The 15665-nt window shown below is 64.9% G+C and carries 16 protein-coding genes; 8 read left to right on the top strand and 8 right to left on the bottom strand.

The window, feature by feature from the left end; translation table 11 throughout:
- The first annotated feature begins 67 nt into the window (after positions 1-67).
- Positions 68-652 carry a peroxidase-related enzyme gene (locus QX073_RS03550; RefSeq protein WP_315714487.1) on the top strand — a complete coding sequence of 195 codons (585 nt, stop codon included), beginning with the start codon at positions 68-70 and terminating at the stop codon, positions 650-652.
- Between the two features lie 5 nt (positions 653-657).
- Here the strand turns inward: QX073_RS03550 and QX073_RS03545 are convergent, their stop codons facing one another.
- Positions 658-1284, bottom strand: a complete 627-nt coding sequence (locus QX073_RS03545) for a ParB-like protein (protein ID WP_315714488.1) — start codon at positions 1282-1284, stop codon at positions 658-660.
- A 237-nt stretch (positions 1285-1521) separates the two neighbouring features.
- Here QX073_RS03545 and QX073_RS03540 point away from each other — a divergent pair, with 237 nt between their 5' ends.
- From QX073_RS03540 to QX073_RS03510, 7 genes are all read left to right on the top strand, one after another.
- The gene (locus QX073_RS03540; RefSeq protein WP_315714489.1) at positions 1522-1872 is read left to right on the top strand and encodes a hypothetical protein; all 351 of its coding nucleotides are present in this window, start codon (positions 1522-1524) and stop codon (positions 1870-1872) included.
- Between the two features lie 217 nt (positions 1873-2089).
- Positions 2090-2371, top strand: coding sequence for an acyl carrier protein (locus tag QX073_RS03535; RefSeq protein WP_006609130.1), 282 nt, complete (start codon positions 2090-2092; stop codon positions 2369-2371).
- A 9-nt stretch (positions 2372-2380) separates the two neighbouring features.
- Entirely contained in the window at positions 2381-2851 is a 471-nt protein-coding gene (locus QX073_RS03530) for a 3-hydroxyacyl-ACP dehydratase FabZ family protein (protein WP_315714490.1), read from the top strand.
- A complete protein-coding gene (locus QX073_RS03525; protein ID WP_315827375.1) occupies positions 2848-4053 on the top strand; it encodes a beta-ketoacyl-ACP synthase in 1206 nt (401 codons plus the stop codon). The genes QX073_RS03530 and QX073_RS03525 overlap by 4 nt, the downstream gene beginning before the upstream one ends.
- 38 nt (positions 4054-4091) lie before the next feature.
- Positions 4092-5366: a beta-ketoacyl-ACP synthase gene (locus QX073_RS03520; RefSeq protein WP_409977896.1), complete on the top strand. Its 1275-nt coding sequence runs from the start codon at positions 4092-4094 to the stop codon at positions 5364-5366.
- A 16-nt stretch (positions 5367-5382) separates the two neighbouring features.
- On the top strand, positions 5383-6315 hold the full coding sequence (locus QX073_RS03515) for a lipid A biosynthesis lauroyl acyltransferase (RefSeq protein WP_316225312.1): 933 nt from the start codon (positions 5383-5385) through the stop codon (positions 6313-6315).
- A gap of 159 nt (positions 6316-6474) precedes the next feature.
- The gene (locus tag QX073_RS03510; protein ID WP_315714493.1) at positions 6475-6852 is read left to right on the top strand and encodes a VOC family protein; all 378 of its coding nucleotides are present in this window, start codon (positions 6475-6477) and stop codon (positions 6850-6852) included.
- Positions 6853-6986: 134 nt separating this feature from the next.
- On the opposite strand, the gene QX073_RS03505 is transcribed toward QX073_RS03510, so the two are convergent.
- From QX073_RS03505 to QX073_RS03475, 7 genes are all read right to left on the bottom strand, one after another.
- The gene (locus tag QX073_RS03505; protein ID WP_316225311.1) at positions 6987-8093 is read right to left on the bottom strand and encodes a polyamine ABC transporter substrate-binding protein; all 1107 of its coding nucleotides are present in this window, start codon (positions 8091-8093) and stop codon (positions 6987-6989) included.
- Between the two features lie 10 nt (positions 8094-8103).
- The gene (locus QX073_RS03500) at positions 8104-9267 is read right to left on the bottom strand and encodes an aminotransferase (RefSeq protein WP_315714495.1); all 1164 of its coding nucleotides are present in this window, start codon (positions 9265-9267) and stop codon (positions 8104-8106) included.
- Positions 9268-9276: 9 nt separating this feature from the next.
- Positions 9277-9606, bottom strand: coding sequence for a rhodanese-like domain-containing protein (locus tag QX073_RS03495; protein WP_315714496.1), 330 nt, complete (start codon positions 9604-9606; stop codon positions 9277-9279).
- Between the two features lie 108 nt (positions 9607-9714).
- Positions 9715-11637, bottom strand: a complete 1923-nt coding sequence (locus tag QX073_RS03490) for a potassium transporter Kup (RefSeq protein WP_315749695.1) — start codon at positions 11635-11637, stop codon at positions 9715-9717.
- Positions 11638-11788: 151 nt separating this feature from the next.
- Entirely contained in the window at positions 11789-13687 is a 1899-nt protein-coding gene (locus QX073_RS03485) for a potassium transporter Kup (protein ID WP_315827469.1), read from the bottom strand.
- A gap of 279 nt (positions 13688-13966) precedes the next feature.
- Positions 13967-14797, bottom strand: a complete 831-nt coding sequence (locus tag QX073_RS03480; protein ID WP_315714498.1) for a flagellar motor protein MotB — start codon at positions 14795-14797, stop codon at positions 13967-13969.
- Between the two features lie 36 nt (positions 14798-14833).
- Positions 14834-15607 (bottom strand): motility protein A, encoded by a 774-nt coding sequence (locus tag QX073_RS03475; RefSeq protein ID WP_315714499.1) that lies wholly within the window; start codon positions 15605-15607, stop codon positions 14834-14836.
- Positions 15608-15665 lie beyond the last annotated feature (58 nt).

The following is a 15665-nucleotide window of genomic DNA, read 5'->3' as shown; positions in this document are numbered from 1 at the left end:
GGACCGTTGCGCCTGCGCCGCGATCGACTAAGGTTCGCCCCCTGCCACGCATGCCGGACCCGTTGCCATGACCCAGCCCGCCATCAGCCGCTTCCCCGTCCCCGCAATCGATGCGCTGCCGGACGACATCCGCACTCGCCTGCTTGGCGTGCAGGAGAAGAGCGGCTTCGTGCCCAACGTGTTCCTGACACTTGCGCACCGGCCGGACGAGTTCCGCGCGTTCTTTGCGTATCACGACGCGCTGATGGAGAAGGACGGCGGGCTGACCAAGGCCGAGCGCGAGATGATCGTGGTCGCGACCTCGAGCGCCAACCAGTGCCAATATTGCGTGATCGCGCACGGCGCGATCCTGCGCATCCGCGCCAAGAATCCCCTGATCGCCGACCAGATCGCGATCAACTACCGCAAGGCCGACATCACGCCACGGCAGCGGGCGATGCTCGATTTCGCGATGAAGGTGGCGCTCGAGGCGCAAACGGTCGGGGATGCCGATTTCAAGGCGCTGGCCGGCCACGGCTTCGGCGACGACGATATCTGGGACATCGCCGCGATCGCGGCGTTCTTCGCGCTGTCGAACCGGATCGCGAATGTCACGGGCATGCGGCCCAACGACGAGTTCTACCTGATGGGGCGGCTGCCGAAGACCAAGTGAGACGATCAGTCGTCCGACGCCGGCCCGCACCAGCCGGGCAGATACACCGCGTCGTGGCTCTTTGCGGCCGCCAGCGCGTGCTCCATGGCAGCGGCGAAATGAGTCTCGACCGTCTTGCGCTTGACCTTGCGGCGCAGGAAGTCGGCCCATAGGAACTCGCTGAACGGCGTCGTGTCCTTGGCAAAGCCGCCGGCGCGGCGCAGCTCGCCGGCCAGGCTGCGGAACGGATCGTCCTTCAGATTCGCGACGGACTTCGGCAGGTCCTTGAAATGCCGCCGCTCGCCCTTGGCGTCGTAAGGATAGACCCAGCGCTTGTTGTCCATCACGCCCCAGAACGCCTCGCGATCGACCATCGAGAGGTCGCCGATCACCGTGACCAGCACGTCCTTGACGCCCTCGTCATGGAGCGCGCGGGCGAGGTGATGGTGGTCGACGACGTAGTGCCGCTCATCGGGACCAAGCACCACCGGGATCATGTGCTTGCCGAGCAGCTCGGCCTGCTTCTTCTTCGACTTGTGCTCGCGCCAGCGCTCGCGTTTCTCCTTCACCTCGCGCATGCCCACGGTCATCTGCGTCGGGCGCAGGGACAGGATCGGCACGGGATGAAGCAGCGGCTCGCGGGTATTGGCCATGGCTGGGCTCCGGGGGATGATCAGCATTATGCCACGCCTGCCGAGCCGTTCCAGCGCATCTGCCCGTAGCTGCGACGCCGTTCGGACCGGCCGCGGCAGGTTCCAATCACCCGCGGAGCGGGCGCCGATTGGATGCATCCGAGGAGCGAGATGCTTTGCTGATGCAGCTCAATTATGGCAAAGTTTCTTTGTGAGAGGTCGGGCCTGCGTGCTAGAAAGGACCATCGGAGTCGAGGCATGAAGTCCCAGCGCCCCATTGCAGCGGAGGAAGAGCATCGCGTGGTGCCGTTCCGGCCGCGCAGCAGTCCGGTGCGGCGCGTCACCGAGGGCGGCAGTCCGCCGATTCAGCTGCATCGGGGCGAGCGGCCGACACTCGATCTCTCCCGGTATGAGCAGCCCCGCGAGGAGCCCGATGACTTCCGTCACCGCATCCTGGCCAACATCGCCGCCATCGCCTTCACGGTCGCGTTGACCGCGATCGGCATCTGGCTGGCGATGAGCATTGCCGACCTGCGCAAGACCCAGGACTGCCTGCTGACCGGACGGCGCGACTGCGCCCGCATCATCACCGAGACCTACACGCCCTGATCCCCCTGCTGGACGCGGCTGCCGCGGCCGACGGGGCATCACAATCCCGCCACAACCGCCGTGTCCGGCTCCATTGAACTCACCGCGTCGCTCCGATATACGGGCACACGACTCCCGGGCGACGGGGGTAGAAGGGCTCGCATCAGACGGCCCCGGGGGCGCGGTGTCCTCCCGTCGCCACCTACCGGATTAGCTCCAAAATATCAAAGGCTTAGTGATGTCCTCAACATTCGATCAGGTCGCCACGATCATCGCTGAAACCTGCGACATCCCGCGCGACACGATCACGCCGGATAGCCATGCCATCGACGATCTGGGCATCGACAGCCTCGATTTCCTCGACATCGCATTTGCGATCGACAAGGCCTTCGGGATCAAGCTGCCGCTCGAGAAGTGGACGCAGGAAGTCAACGACGGCAAAGCCAGCACCGAGCAGTATTTCGTGCTGAAGAACCTGTGCGCCCGCATCGACGAGCTGGTCGCCGCCAAGGGCGCGTGAGCGCCCGCCATGCAGATCGAATACTTCCTGCTCATCGACCGCATTCTCGATCTTCGGCTGGACGAGAAGACCATCACCGTCGAAGCCAAGGTCCCCACCGAAAGCACGATCTTCGAAGGACATTTCCCGGGCTATCCGATCATGCCCGGCGTTCTCCTGATCGAATCGATGGCGCAGACATCGGGCTGGCTGCTGCTCGCGCTGATGAAGTTCGAGCGGATGCCGTTCCTTGCCGCAGTCAAGGAGGCCAAGATGCGCGGCTTCGTGTCGCCGGGCGAGGTGCTGACCGTCGAGGCCAACGTGCTGCACGAGGGCTCCGGTTACGCCATGACCGAAGCGCGCGTGAAGGTCGGTGGCAAACTGCGTTCGAATGCGACCATCACTTTCAGTCACGTCCCCTTCCCCAATCCGGAGCTGCGCGGGCACATGGACGCCGTCGCCGAGCGCGTCGGCTTTCCGCAACAGGTCCTGCAGCGATGAGTGAGACGACAGCCGTGACCTCCGAACCCGTCGAAGTCTGGATCACCGGTATCGGTCTTGCGACCTCGCTTGGCGAGGGACTCGATGCGAACTGGGACGCCCTCAACTCCGGCCGGATCAACGTCGATGAGCAGGGTTTCGCGCCCTACATCGTGCATCCCTGGGCCAAGGTGAATCTGGAAGCGCAGATCCCGAAGAAGGAGCAGCGCCAGATGGAGGCGTGGCAGCGCATCGGCACCTATGCCGCCGGGCTTGCGCTGGATTCCGCCGGCCTCAAGGGCAACAAGGACATCCTGTCGCGGATGGACATGATCGTCGCCGCGGGCGGCGGTGAGCGCGACATCTCCGTCGACACCGCGATCCTCAACGCGGAAGCCCAGGGCAATTGCACGCCCGGCTTCCTGAACGATCGGCTGATGAGCGACCTGCGCCCGACCCTGTTCCTGGCGCAGTTGTCCAACCTGCTCGCCGGCAACATCGCGATCTCGCACGGCGTCTGCGGCACCTCGCGCACCTTCATGGGCGAGGAGGTTGCGGGCGTCGACGCGTTCAAGATCGCTTTGGCCCGCATCGCCGGCGGCCAGAGCGACATCGCGCTGGTCGGCGGCTCGCACAATGGCGAGCGCAAGGATCTGCTCGTGCTGTACGAGTTCGGCGACTACAATCTGAAGAACGAATTCAAGCCGGTCTGGTCCCGCAAGGACCATCCGGGCTTCGCGCTCGGATCGGCCGGCGCGTTCCTGGTGCTGGAATCCAGGCCGCATGCCGAGGCCCGCGGCGCCAAGCCGCTGGCCCGGCTCAGCAAGGTCGTCGCCGACCGCGCCCGCCGCAAGGAGGCAGGCGCGGTGACGGGAACGCTGGACCGTCTGTGGTCGGCGCTCGATGTCCACGGGGCCCCCGGCGCCATCATCACCGGCGCGACCGGCGCCGAGCCGGTGACGTCGGAGGAGCGCGCATTCCTCGACCATCACAAGGCGTTCGCGGTGCGCTCGAGCGGGACCCGCTTCGGCCATTCGATGGAGGCGCAGTTCGCGCTCGGTCTCGCGCTCGCTGCGCTCTCGATCTCGCGCGGCGCGCTGTTCGCGCCGGGTGACGCCTCGGGCGTGGAGACCGACATGAAGGATGCTCCGGCCCAGATCGTGGTGGTCGGCGCCGGCCACTACCGCGGCGAAGGCATGGCCTTGGTCGAAGCAGTCAAGTGAACGCGGCACGGCCTTAAGAAGACACGACGGGGGACATCATGAGTGTACGCGACAAGTTTGGACGCCCCATCGTGGTCGTGACCGGGATGGGCATCGTGACCTCCCTTGGGGCCGGCAAGTCCGATAACTGGAACAAGCTCGTGGCCGGCGAGTCCGGAATCCGCACCATCACGCGGTTTCCGATCGACGGCCTGAAGACGACCATGGCCGGCACGGTCGATTTCGTCCCCGTGGCGCCGTTCACGTCGACGGGACTGTCCGAGCGGCTCGGTCACATGGCCGTCGAGGAAGCCATCGCGCAGGCTGGAATCGGCAGCAAGGGCGATTTTCCGGGCCCGCTGTTTCTCGCCGTGGCGCCGGTCGAGATCGAGTGGCCCCAGCGTCTGGAGCTCGCGCACGAGGTTGGCGGCACTCAGTTCACCTATGACGACCTGCTGAAGGTCTGCGGCGGCGGCAAGTTCGTCAACTATCACCACCGCTTCCTGTTCGGCTCGGTCGCCGATTCGCTGTCCGACACCTTCGGCACCAAGGGCTCGCCGATCTCGCTGTCGACCGCCTGCGCCTCCGGCGCGACCGCGATCCAGCTCGGCGTCGAAGCCATCCGACGCGGTGAGACTGACGTCGCGCTATGCGCCGCCACCGAAGGCTCGGTCAATCCGGAAGGGCTCGTGCGCTTCTCGCTGCTGTCGGCGCTGTCGACCCAGAACGACCCGCCGCAGGCCGCCTCCAAGCCGTTTTCCAAGAACCGCGATGGCTTCGTGATGGCCGAGGGCGCCGGCGCGCTGGTGCTGGAAAGCTACGACGCGGCCGTGGCGCGCGGCGCCAAGATCCTCGGCGTCGTCGCTGGCTGCGGCGAGCTGACCGACTCCTTCCACCGCACCCGTTCCTCGCCGGACGGCAAGCCGATCATCGGCTGCATCCGCAAGGCGCTCGCCGATGCCGGCATGGCCCCTGAGCAGATCGACCATATCAATGCCCACGGCACCGCCACGCCCGAGAACGACAAGATGGAATATGTCGGCGTCTCCGCCGTGTTCGGCGAGCACACCAGCAAGATTCCAGTGTCGTCGAACAAGTCGATGGTCGGCCACACGATCTCGGCAGCCGGCGCGGTCGAGGCGATCTTCTCGCTGCAGACGCTCGAGCATCAGCGCATTCCGCCGACCATCAACTACGACATTCCGGATCCCGCGATCCTGTTCGACGTCGTCGGCAACAAGGCCCGCGATGCGCGTGTCACCACCGTGATGTCGAATTCGTTCGGCTTCGGCGGCCAGAACGCCTCGCTGATCCTGACGCGCGAACCGGCCTGATCCGCCGCTGCCATCGATGAGTCTCCTGCCCCTCCGGACCAAGCTCGTGATCCGCCGAGCCGTGAAGTCGGCCGGGGCTTCCGCCGTCGGCGCGCTGACGGTCGGAATGCTCAGGACCACGCGCTATTTCGACCCGCAGAAGACGGCCGACCGCTTCGCGCGCATTGCGCAGATGATCGGGCCACGCCTGCGCGAGCAGCGCATTGGTCGCGACAATCTCACCGCGGCCTTCCCGGAGAAATCGCCCGAGGAGATCGAGAGAATCCTCGCCGGCGTGTGGGACAATCTCGGCCGCGTCGGCGCCGAGTTCGCCCATCTCGACAAGATCTGGGATTACGACGAGGCGCATCCCGAGCGCAGCCGGATCGAGCTGTCGCCGCGCACCCATGAGCTGTTTCATCAGCTCCGTCTCGACGGCAAGCCAGCCCTGATCTTTGCCAGCCATCTCGCCAATTGGGAGATGCCGGCGCTGGCGGCGGTCGCCCATAAGCTCGATACGGCGATCCTTTATCGTCGACCCAACATCGCCGCCGCCGACCGCATCATCCAGGAGATACGGCAGGTCAAGATGGGCACACTGGTCCCGGCCGGCCGCGACGCCCCGCTGCGGCTGGCCCAGGCGCTCAAGAACGGCCAGCACGTTGCCATGCTGGTCGATCAGTACCTGACCGGCGGCGTCGAGGTGACGTTCTTCGGCCGGAAGACCCGCGCCAATCCGATGCTGGCCCGCCTCTTACGCCAGGTCGAATGCCCGGTGCATGGCGTGCGCATCATCCGCCTCCCCGGCAATCGCTTCCGCGCCGAAGTCTCGGAGGAAGTGACGCCGGTGCGGACGGCCGACGGACAGATCGACATCCAGGGCACGACGCAGGCGATCACCGACGTCGTCGAGAGTTGGGTCCGCGAATATCCCGAGCAATGGCTCTGGCTGCACCGGCGCTGGCGGTAGCTCGCGCCGTACCAAATTCCACCCCAAGGAAGCCGGTTGGCAGCATCCGATGCCGTCGACAGGCCCATCCGAAGAAAACTCTTACCTCCTACACGAACGCTCGCTACCTTGGCCGCCGATCCGACAGATGTTCGGAAGCTCCAGGGAGGACAAGCGCGAATGTTTTCGCATGTGATGATCGGCACCAACGACCTCGACAAGGCCAAGGCCTTCTACGACAAGCTGCTGGGGACGCTGGGCGTGCGCCCCGCCAGGGTCGACGGCCACCGCATTTTCTACATCACACCGACCGGCATCTTCTCGGTGTCGAAGCCGATCAACGGCCAGCCCGCGACCCCTGCCAATGGCGGCACCATCGGCTTTGCCTGCAGCTCGCCCGAACAGGCCGACGCCTGGCATGCGGCGGGGCTCGAAGCCGGCGGCACCACCTGCGAAAACCCGCCTGGTGTTCGTGAAGGTTCGGCCGGCAAGCTGTATCTCGCCTACCTGCGCGACCTCGACGGCAACAAGCTCTGCGCGATGCACCGGATGACGTGATCGATCTCAACCGATTTGTCAGATCAAACCAAGCGATCAAGTCTCGTCATTCCGGGGCGATGCGCAGCATCGAACCCGGAATCTCGAGATTCCGGGTCTGGTGCTTGCGCACCATCCCGGAATGACGGGAGTCATCACCTGCCCGTCTTCACCTTGGTCCAGAGCCGGTTGATGATCCGCTGCGTCGCCGGCTCACGTGCGGTGATGACGAACAGCTTCTTCAAGGTCGCGTCGTCCGGATAGATGTTCTTGTCGCCAAGGATCTTCGGGTCGATCAGCTTCTGGCTGGTGAGATTGCCGTTGGCATAGGACAGGAAGTCCGAGTTCTTCGCCGCGACCTCGGGGCGGTAGAGGTAGTTGATCAGCGCATAGGCTTCGGCGACGTGCTGGGCGTCGGCGGGAATGGCAAAATTGTCGAAGAACATCTGCGCGCCCTCTTTCGGGATCGCATAGCCGATCTCGATGCCGTTCTTCGCTTCCTGGGCACGGCTCCTCGCCTGCATGATATCGCCGGACCAACCGACGACGAGGCAGATCTCGCCGGTGGCGAGCGCGCTCAGATATTCCGACGAATGAAACTTGCGCACCGATGGTGCGACCTTGCCGACCACCTCGGCCGCCTTCTCCAGGTCGGCCTGCCTGGTCGAGTTCGGGTCGATGCCGAGATAGTTCAGCGCGGCCGGAAAGATGTCGTCGGCGGAATCCAGCATGTGGACTCCGCAATCCTTGAACTTGGCGAGATTCTCCGGCTTGAACACCATGTCCCAGCTGTCGATCCGCGCGCCGGGACCCAGGATCTTCTCGACCGCCTTGACGTTGTAGCCGATCCCGGTCGTGCCCCACATGTAGTTGACGGCGAACTGATTGCCGGGATCGTAGGTGGCGAGACGCTCGGTCACGACAGGCCAGGCATTGGCGAGATTCGGCAGCTTCGACTTGTCGAGCGGCTGGAAGATTTTTGCCTTGATCTGGCGCTGTAGGAAGTACGCCGTCGGCACCACGACGTCGTAGCCGGATTTGCCGGCGAGCAGCCGCGTCTCCAGGGTCTCGTTGGCGTCGAACGTGTCGTAGACCACCTTGATGCCGGTCTCCTTGGTGAAGTCGTCAAGGACACCGGGCGCCATGTAGTTCGACCAGTTGTAGAAGTTGACGACGCGCTCCTCGGCGCGCCCCGCCGGTACGGAAAGCGTCAACGCCGCGACGGCCAGCGCCAGAGCCGAACCCATGCAGCCGCGCGTCATCACTTGTCTCCTAGCGCCGGTGGATGGCGTCCGACAGGCGCTCCAGCGCCGTATCCAGGGTTGCGTCCTTCTTGGCAAAGCAGAACCGCACCACGGAGGTCACGGCATCCGTCTCGTAGAACGCCGACACCGGGATGGCGGCCACCTTGTAGTCGTGGACGATGCGGCGGCAGAACTGCTCGTCGGTCTCGTTGAGGCCGAGCGGCGAAAGGTCGACGGTCAGGAAGTAGGTTCCCTGCGCCTTCAGCACGGGAAAGCCCAGGCTTTCGAGACCGGCCGTGAGCCGGTCGCGGCTGCGCGCAAGCTCGCTGCGCATGTTGACGAAATAGTCGTCCGACTTGCCGAGGCCGTAGGCGACCGCGACCTGCAGGTTCGGCGCGGTCGTGAAGGTCAGGAATTGATGCACCTTGGCGGCCACGCGCAACAGATGCGGCGCGGCGCAGACGAAGCCGATTTTCCAGCCCGTCAACGAGAAGATCTTGCCTGCCGAGCCGACCTTGATGGTGCGGTCGCGCATCCCGGGAATCGCGATCAGCGGAATGTGCGCGCGGCCGTCGAACACGACGTGCTCCCAGACCTCGTCGCAGATCGCGACCGCGTCGAACTCCTGGCAGAAGCGTGCCAACAGCTCGAGGTCCTCGCGCGGGTAGACCACCGCGGCTGGGTTGAGCGGGTTGTTGAACAGCACCGCCTTGGTCTTTGGTGAGAACGCCTGCCGCAGCATCTCCTCCGAGAGCCGCCAATGCGGCGGCTCGAGGCGGACGAGGCGCGGAATGCCGCCGGCCTGGCGGATGATCGGCAGATAGGAATCATAGACCGGCTGAAAGCAGATCACCTCGTCGCCCGGCTCGACCACCGACAGGATCGCCGACGTCAGCGCTTCGGTGCCGCCGGAGGTGACCATGACCTCGCTCATCGGATCGAGATCGAGCTTGTGCCAGTGCTTGTAGTGCGCGGCGATGGCCTGGCGCAGCTCCGGCAGGCCCATCATCGACGGATACTGATTATAGCCGTTGAGGACCGCGTCGGCTGCGGCGCGGCGGATATCCTCCGGGCCCGGATCGTCGGGAAAGCCCTGCCCCAGATTGATGGCGTCGTTGTCGCGCGCGAGCTGCGACATCTGCTCGAAAATGGTGACGGGCAGGTCGGCGAAGACCTTGTTCTGCGAGATCATGATCGCCTGTCAGCCGCCGGTCCTGGTCGGCAGGCCGGCCGCCTTCCAGCCGAGCATACCGCCCTGGAGATGCTTGTCGTAGGGCAGCCCGGCGGCCTGCGCGGCGAGCGATGCCGTCACCGAGCGCTTGCCGGAGCGGCAGGCGAACACGACGTCCTTGCCTTGGGGATCCGGGATCAGCTTCGGGTCGAAGCCCGACAGCGGAACGACGACGCCGTCGGGATAGGCTTCCGCGGAAACTTCATTCGGCTCGCGCACGTCAACCAGAAGAATTCGCCCTTCCGCGATCCCCTGGGCCACGTCCTGCGGGGTCAAATCGTGCACAACAGCCACGCCCATCCTCCAAGCCTTCAGCGGGGCCGTATCGGCCCTGATCCGGCCGCCAAACTCACCCCAGACGCTGCGAAAATCAAGCGCTTCGGCACGCTGACGGGATGGGTCTCGAGCTCAGATCGTAACCTGGGTGCCGACCTCCACCACCCGCCCGCTCGGGATCTGGAAATAGTCGGTCGCATCGTTGGCGGAGCGGCTCATCGAGATGAACAGGTGATCCTGCCAGCGCGGCATGCCTGAATGCGCAGCCGGCTTCAGCGCACGGCGCGACAGGAAGAACGAGGTCGACATGATGTCGAACTGCCAGCCGAGCTTGCGCGCGATCGCCAGGGCGCGCGGCACGTTGGGCGATTCCATGAAGCCGAAGCGCAACGTCACCTTGGAAAACGTCGGACTGATCTGCTCGAGGCGAACGCGTTCGGACGGCTCGATGCGCGGCGTCGGCGCGGTCTCGATCGTCAGGATCACGTTCTTTTCGTGCAGCACCTTGTAGTGCTTGAGGCTGTGCATCAGCGCGGTCGGCGCGCTCAAGGGATCGCTGGTCAGGAACACGGCCGTACCGGCCACCCGCTGCGGCGGACGCTTCTCAAGCATGGTCACGAGATCGGCGAGCGGGAATTCGAGCTTGCGCGACTTGTCGAACAAGAGCCGGCTGCCGCGCCGCCACGTGTACATCAGCGTCATCACGAAGCCGCCCAGCGCCAGCGGCACCCAGCCGCCTTCGAACACCTTCAGGAGGTTCGCCGCCAGGAAGGTCAGGTCCAGGAACAGGAACGGCGCAATCAGCGCGGCGGCCGCGAACGGCGACCACCGCCAGACCTTCCAGATCACGACGAAGCCCATCATGGCCGTCACGACCATGGTGCCGGTGACCGAGATGCCGTAGGCCGAGGCCAGCGCGCTGGACGACTTGAACATCAGCACGAGCAGCATGACCGAGATCAGCAGCAGCTTGTTGATGCGCGGAATGTAGATCTGGCCCGAATGGGCCTCGGAGGTGTGACGGATCTCGAAGCGCGGCAGCAGGCCGAGCTGGATCGCCTGCCGGGTCAGCGAATAGGCACCGGTGATGACGGCCTGGCTCGCGATGACGGTCGCCATGGTGGCGAGCGCGACCATCGGGATCAGCGCCCAATCCGGGAACATCAGGAAGAACGGGTTCTCGATCGCCTTCGCGTCGGCGATCACCAGCGCCCCCTGCCCCAGATAGTTGAGCGCCAGCGACGGCAGCACGATGAACAGCCAAGCGGTCTGGATCGGCCGCTTGCCGAAATGGCCGAGGTCGGCATACAGCGCCTCGGCGCCGGTGACGGCCAGGAACACCGCGCCGAGCGTGATGAAGCCGATGATCCCGTGATGCAGCATGAAGGTCACGGCATGCAGCGGGTTGATCGCCCACAGCACCTCCGGATGGTGCAGGATCGGCGGCAACGCCGCGATCCCGATCACCAGGAACCAGATCAGCATGATCGGGCCGAAGAACGCCGCCACCTTGGCCGTGCCGCGCACCTGGACCGCGAACAGCATGACCAGGATGATGACCGTGAGCGGCACGACGTAGGGATCGAACGCCGCCGTCACCAGCTTGATGCCCTCGATCGCCGACAGGACGGACAGGGCCGGCGTGATCACCGCGTCGCCATAGAACAGCGCGCCGCTGACGATACCGAGCAGAACGATGACGCTGGCGCCGCGCGTGACCGCGCGCTGGGCGAGCGCCATCAGCGCCAGCGTTCCGCCCTCGCCGTGGTTGTCGGCGCGCAGCAGGATCACGACGTATTTGAGGGTCACGACGACGATGAGAGCCCACAGGATGAGCGAGATCACCCCCATCACGGCGTGAGGCGCAGGTTCGCCGCTGCTGCTCGCAGCCATGACCGCTTCGCGCAACGCGTACAGCGGGCTGGTGCCGATGTCGCCATAGACGACACCGATGCTTCCCAGTGTCAGCGCCGCGAAGCTCGCCGTGGAATGGGCGTTGCCATGCCCGTTGGTCGCCGGCGCTTCCGCGGGCGTAGCTGCGACGTCGACTGTCATGGGGTAGCCCCCTCGAGGACTCGTTAATGCTTCACTGCACAACGCGGCAGAGCGCGCGGCTTATAGCGGCAGCGCGTTGCGACGGACCTGTCGGGAATGCGCCTCAGCCATGCATTTAGGCATACATGAGACATCAGGGAAGACCAACCGATCAAATCGTTACCTGGGTACCCACCTCGACGACCCGGCCCGTGGGAATCTGGAAATAGTCCGTGGCGTCGTTGGCCGACCGGCTCAGACCAATGAAGAGATGGTCCTGCCAGGTCGGCATGCCCGACTGGGACGATGGCTTCAACGAGCGGCGCGAGACGAAGAACGACGTGGACATGATGTCGAACTGCCAGCCGAGCTTGCGCGCCACCGCGAGCGCGCGCGGCACGTTCGGGGATTCCATGAATCCGAAGCGCAGCCGCACCTTGGAAAACTTCTCGCTGATCTTCTCCATGCGCACGCGCTCCGAGACATCGACCCGCGGCGTCTGTGCGGTCTCGATGGTCAGGATCACGTTGTGCTCGTGCAGCACCTTGTTGTGCTTGAGATTGTGCAGCAATGCGGTCGGCACCGAGGTCGGATCGCTCGTGAGAAACACCGCCGTGCCCTTGACGATGTGAGGAGGCCTCTTCTCCAGGCTGGTGATCAGGTCATCCAGCGGAACCTCGATCTTGCGCGTCTTGAGCACCAAGATCGCCGAACCACGCCGCCAGGTCCAGATCGTCACGACCATCGCGGCACCGAACAGCAGCGGAACCCAGGCTCCTTCGAGGAGCTTCAGCAGGTTGGCGCTGAAGAAGGTCATATCGACGATGACGAAGGGAGCGATCACGGCAGCCGCCACGGCCGCACGCAAGTTCCACAGCTTCCAGATCACCACGAAGCCCATGATGCCGTCGGCGACCATGGTGGTGGACACTGCGATGCCGTAGGCGGAGGCGAGATTGCTCGAGGTCCGGAACAGCAGGACCAGCAGCAGCACGCCGATCAGCAGCAGCCGGTTGACCCGCGGCAGATAGATCTGGCCGGCATGGCTCTCCGACGTATAGCGCACCTCGAAACGCGGCAGCAGGCCGAGCTGGACCGCCTGGCTGACCAGCGAATAGGCGCCCGTGATCACGGCCTGGCTCGCGATGACAGTCGCGGCGGTGGCCAGCACCACCAGCGGCAGCAGCAACAGTTCAGGCACCATCCGGTAGAACGAATTCTCGATCGCGGCGGGATCGGACAGCACCAGGGCGCCCTGCCCGAAATAGTTGATCAGCAGCGCCGGAAGCACGAAGAACAGCCAGGCCGACTGGATCGGCTTGCGGCCGAAATGACCGAGATCTGCATAGAGCGCCTCGCCGCCGGTGACCGCGAGGAACACCGCGCCCAGGGTGACCAGGCCGATCGTGCCGTGCGAGAGCAGAAACTGCACCGCATAATAGGGATTGATCGCCGCGAGCACCGAGGGGTCGTCGCGGATGTGGACCAGCCCCATCACGGCGAGGGCGGTGAACCACGTGACCATGACCGGGCCGAAGGCGGAGGCGACGCGCGCCGTCCCCTTGCTCTGGACCGCGAACAGCACGACCAGGATGAACACGGTCAACGGCACGACATAATGCTCGAGCGCAGGCGCGGCGAGCTTGAGGCCTTCGACCGCCGACAACACCGAGATCGCCGGCGTGATCATCGAGTCTCCGATGAACATCGAAGCGCCGATCACGCCCAGCGACATCAGGAACAGGCTGCGCCGACCCAAAGCCCGCTGTCCGAGCGCCATCAGCGACAGCGTTCCGCCCTCGCCGTTATTGTCGGCGCGGAGCAGCAGCAGGACGTATTTGGCTGTCACCACGATGAACAGCGACCAGAGGATCAGCGAGAGCACGCCGAGCACGATGATCCGCGACACCGGGTGCCCCTGAGCAGCGCCGTGCGCGGCCTCGCGAAAGGCGTAGAGGGGCGAGGTGCCGATGTCTCCGAACACCACGCCGATGCTGCCTAGCGTCAGCCCCCAGAACCCCGACGTGCTCGCGGTGTCCTGTCCTTCGGTCGATGTCGCGCTGGCCGTCATGTGCTCGGAACGCATCTTCCCTGTTTGGCCCGGCGCGTGTGAACGTAGACCGTTCGCAGGTCAAGTCTCTACCGTAAGCAGACCTATGTTCCCAGCCCGCAACCAAACGGCACGGCTGACACAGATGTCGCATGCCGCATCGCGGCAAGTGCCTTTAGCCCAAGCATCCTGAGGCAGATGTCGGATCTGCCTCAGGCGAATCAAGTGGCTGCTGATGCTCTTCGTTGCCGTTCGCAGGCGCCCGTGCGGCAATATGATGCGGGAGGCAAAGCGTCCCGGCTACGGCTTCAGATCGGGCGGCAATGGCGGGTCTTCCCGCATCAAGGTGATCGTCACGCGGCGGTTGGCGGCCAGCGAGGGATCGTCCGGGAACAGTGGCTGGCTATCCGCCTTGCCGGAGACCGCGTAGATGTGGCTCGCCGGCAACCCTTCCCGCTCCAGGATCTGGCGTACTGCGTTGGCGCGGTCCGCCGACAGGTCGAAACCATCATAATCGCTCCGGGCGGGAACGAAGCCGGCGGCCGTGTGCCCGGTGATCTGGACCCGAAGCGGTGTCGCCTTGAGCGGTGCGGCCAGCTTCTCGATCAGGCGTCGCGTGCGGTCGAAGGGCACCTTCGAGCCATCCGCGAACATCGACCGCCCGTCCTGGTCGACGATCTCCAGGTTGAGCCCCTGCTTGGTCTCTTCGAACATGATGTGCTTGGAGATCTCGGTCATCTCCGGCATGTCCTGCAGCGCCTGACGCAGCGAGGCAGACGCCAGCGCGAACTGGCGATCGATCTTCAGCTTGGCGCCATTGGTATGCTGGCGCTCCTCCTGCTCGGGGCTGGGCTCGCGCGCGGTCTCCTCCGGCGAGATGTGGGCGGCGTTCTTGAGCTTCGGCCGGGTCGGCAGGCCGTCGGATTCCACGATGCCCGAATAGCGCGACTCGGACTGCACGCCGAAGGCGTCGCGCATCGAGCCTGCGACGACTTTCAGCTTGTTGTTGTCCATGGTCGAGAACGCGACCAGCATCACGAAGAAGCTGACCAGAAGTCCCATCAGGTCGGCAAAGGTCACGAACCAGCCGTGACCGCCGCCATGCGCATCGCCCCTCTTCTTCTTGGCCATTGCCTACCCCACCCCGGATCGCCCCGCCGCAGCCGATCAGGCCGGCACGGGCTCGCCTTCGGCGTGGCGATGCTTCTCAGGCAGATAGGCCAGGAGCATTTCGCGGACCAGGGCGGGGCTCTTGGAGTCGCGGATCATCAGGATTCCGTCGATGATCAGCGTCCGGTTGGTTTCCTCGTCCAGCAGCTTGCCATGCAGCTTGTCGGCGATCGGCAGACAGATCAGGTTCGACACCAACGCGCCGTACAGGGTCGCGAGCAGCGCGGTCGCCATGAACGGGCCGAGCTTCGAGGGGTCGGTCATGTTGGCGAACATCTGCACCATGCCGATCAGCGTGCCGACCATGCCGAACGCCGGGGCGCAGTCGCCGATGGCGCGATAGATCTTGCTGCCTTCGTCCAGGTGCATCAGGAAATTGTCGCGGTCACGCTCGAGATTGTCGCGGATGAATTCGAGGTCGTAGCCGTCGGCCACGTAGCGGATTCCCTTGGCGAGGAACGGCTCGTCGGTCTCGACCTTTTCCAGGCCGACCGGGCCCTGCTTGCGCGCGATCTCGGCAATGCGGGCGAGCTCGTCGACGAGCTCGCGGGCCGACAGGCGGCTCATGGTGAAAGCGTACTTCATTCCAAGCGGAACGCCGTGCAGCATGACGCCCAGCGGGAAGCGAATCATGGTGGCTGCGATCGAACCGCCGAAGATGATGATTGCGGCGTGCTCGCTGACGAACATCTCGAGATCGCCGCCCAGCAGCATCATCGTCGCGATGACGATCACGCCAGCCACGAGCCCCGCACTCGTCATAATATCCATGAGTCAACTCCACCCGCGTACGCAAACCACGACCCTGCCGGACCGACGCGGTGCTTCT

The sequence above is a fragment of the Bradyrhizobium sp. SZCCHNS3052 genome, from assembly GCF_032484495.1.
Classification (GTDB): domain Bacteria; phylum Pseudomonadota; class Alphaproteobacteria; order Rhizobiales; family Xanthobacteraceae; genus Bradyrhizobium.
This window is presented reverse-complemented; position numbering and strand designations above follow the sequence as displayed.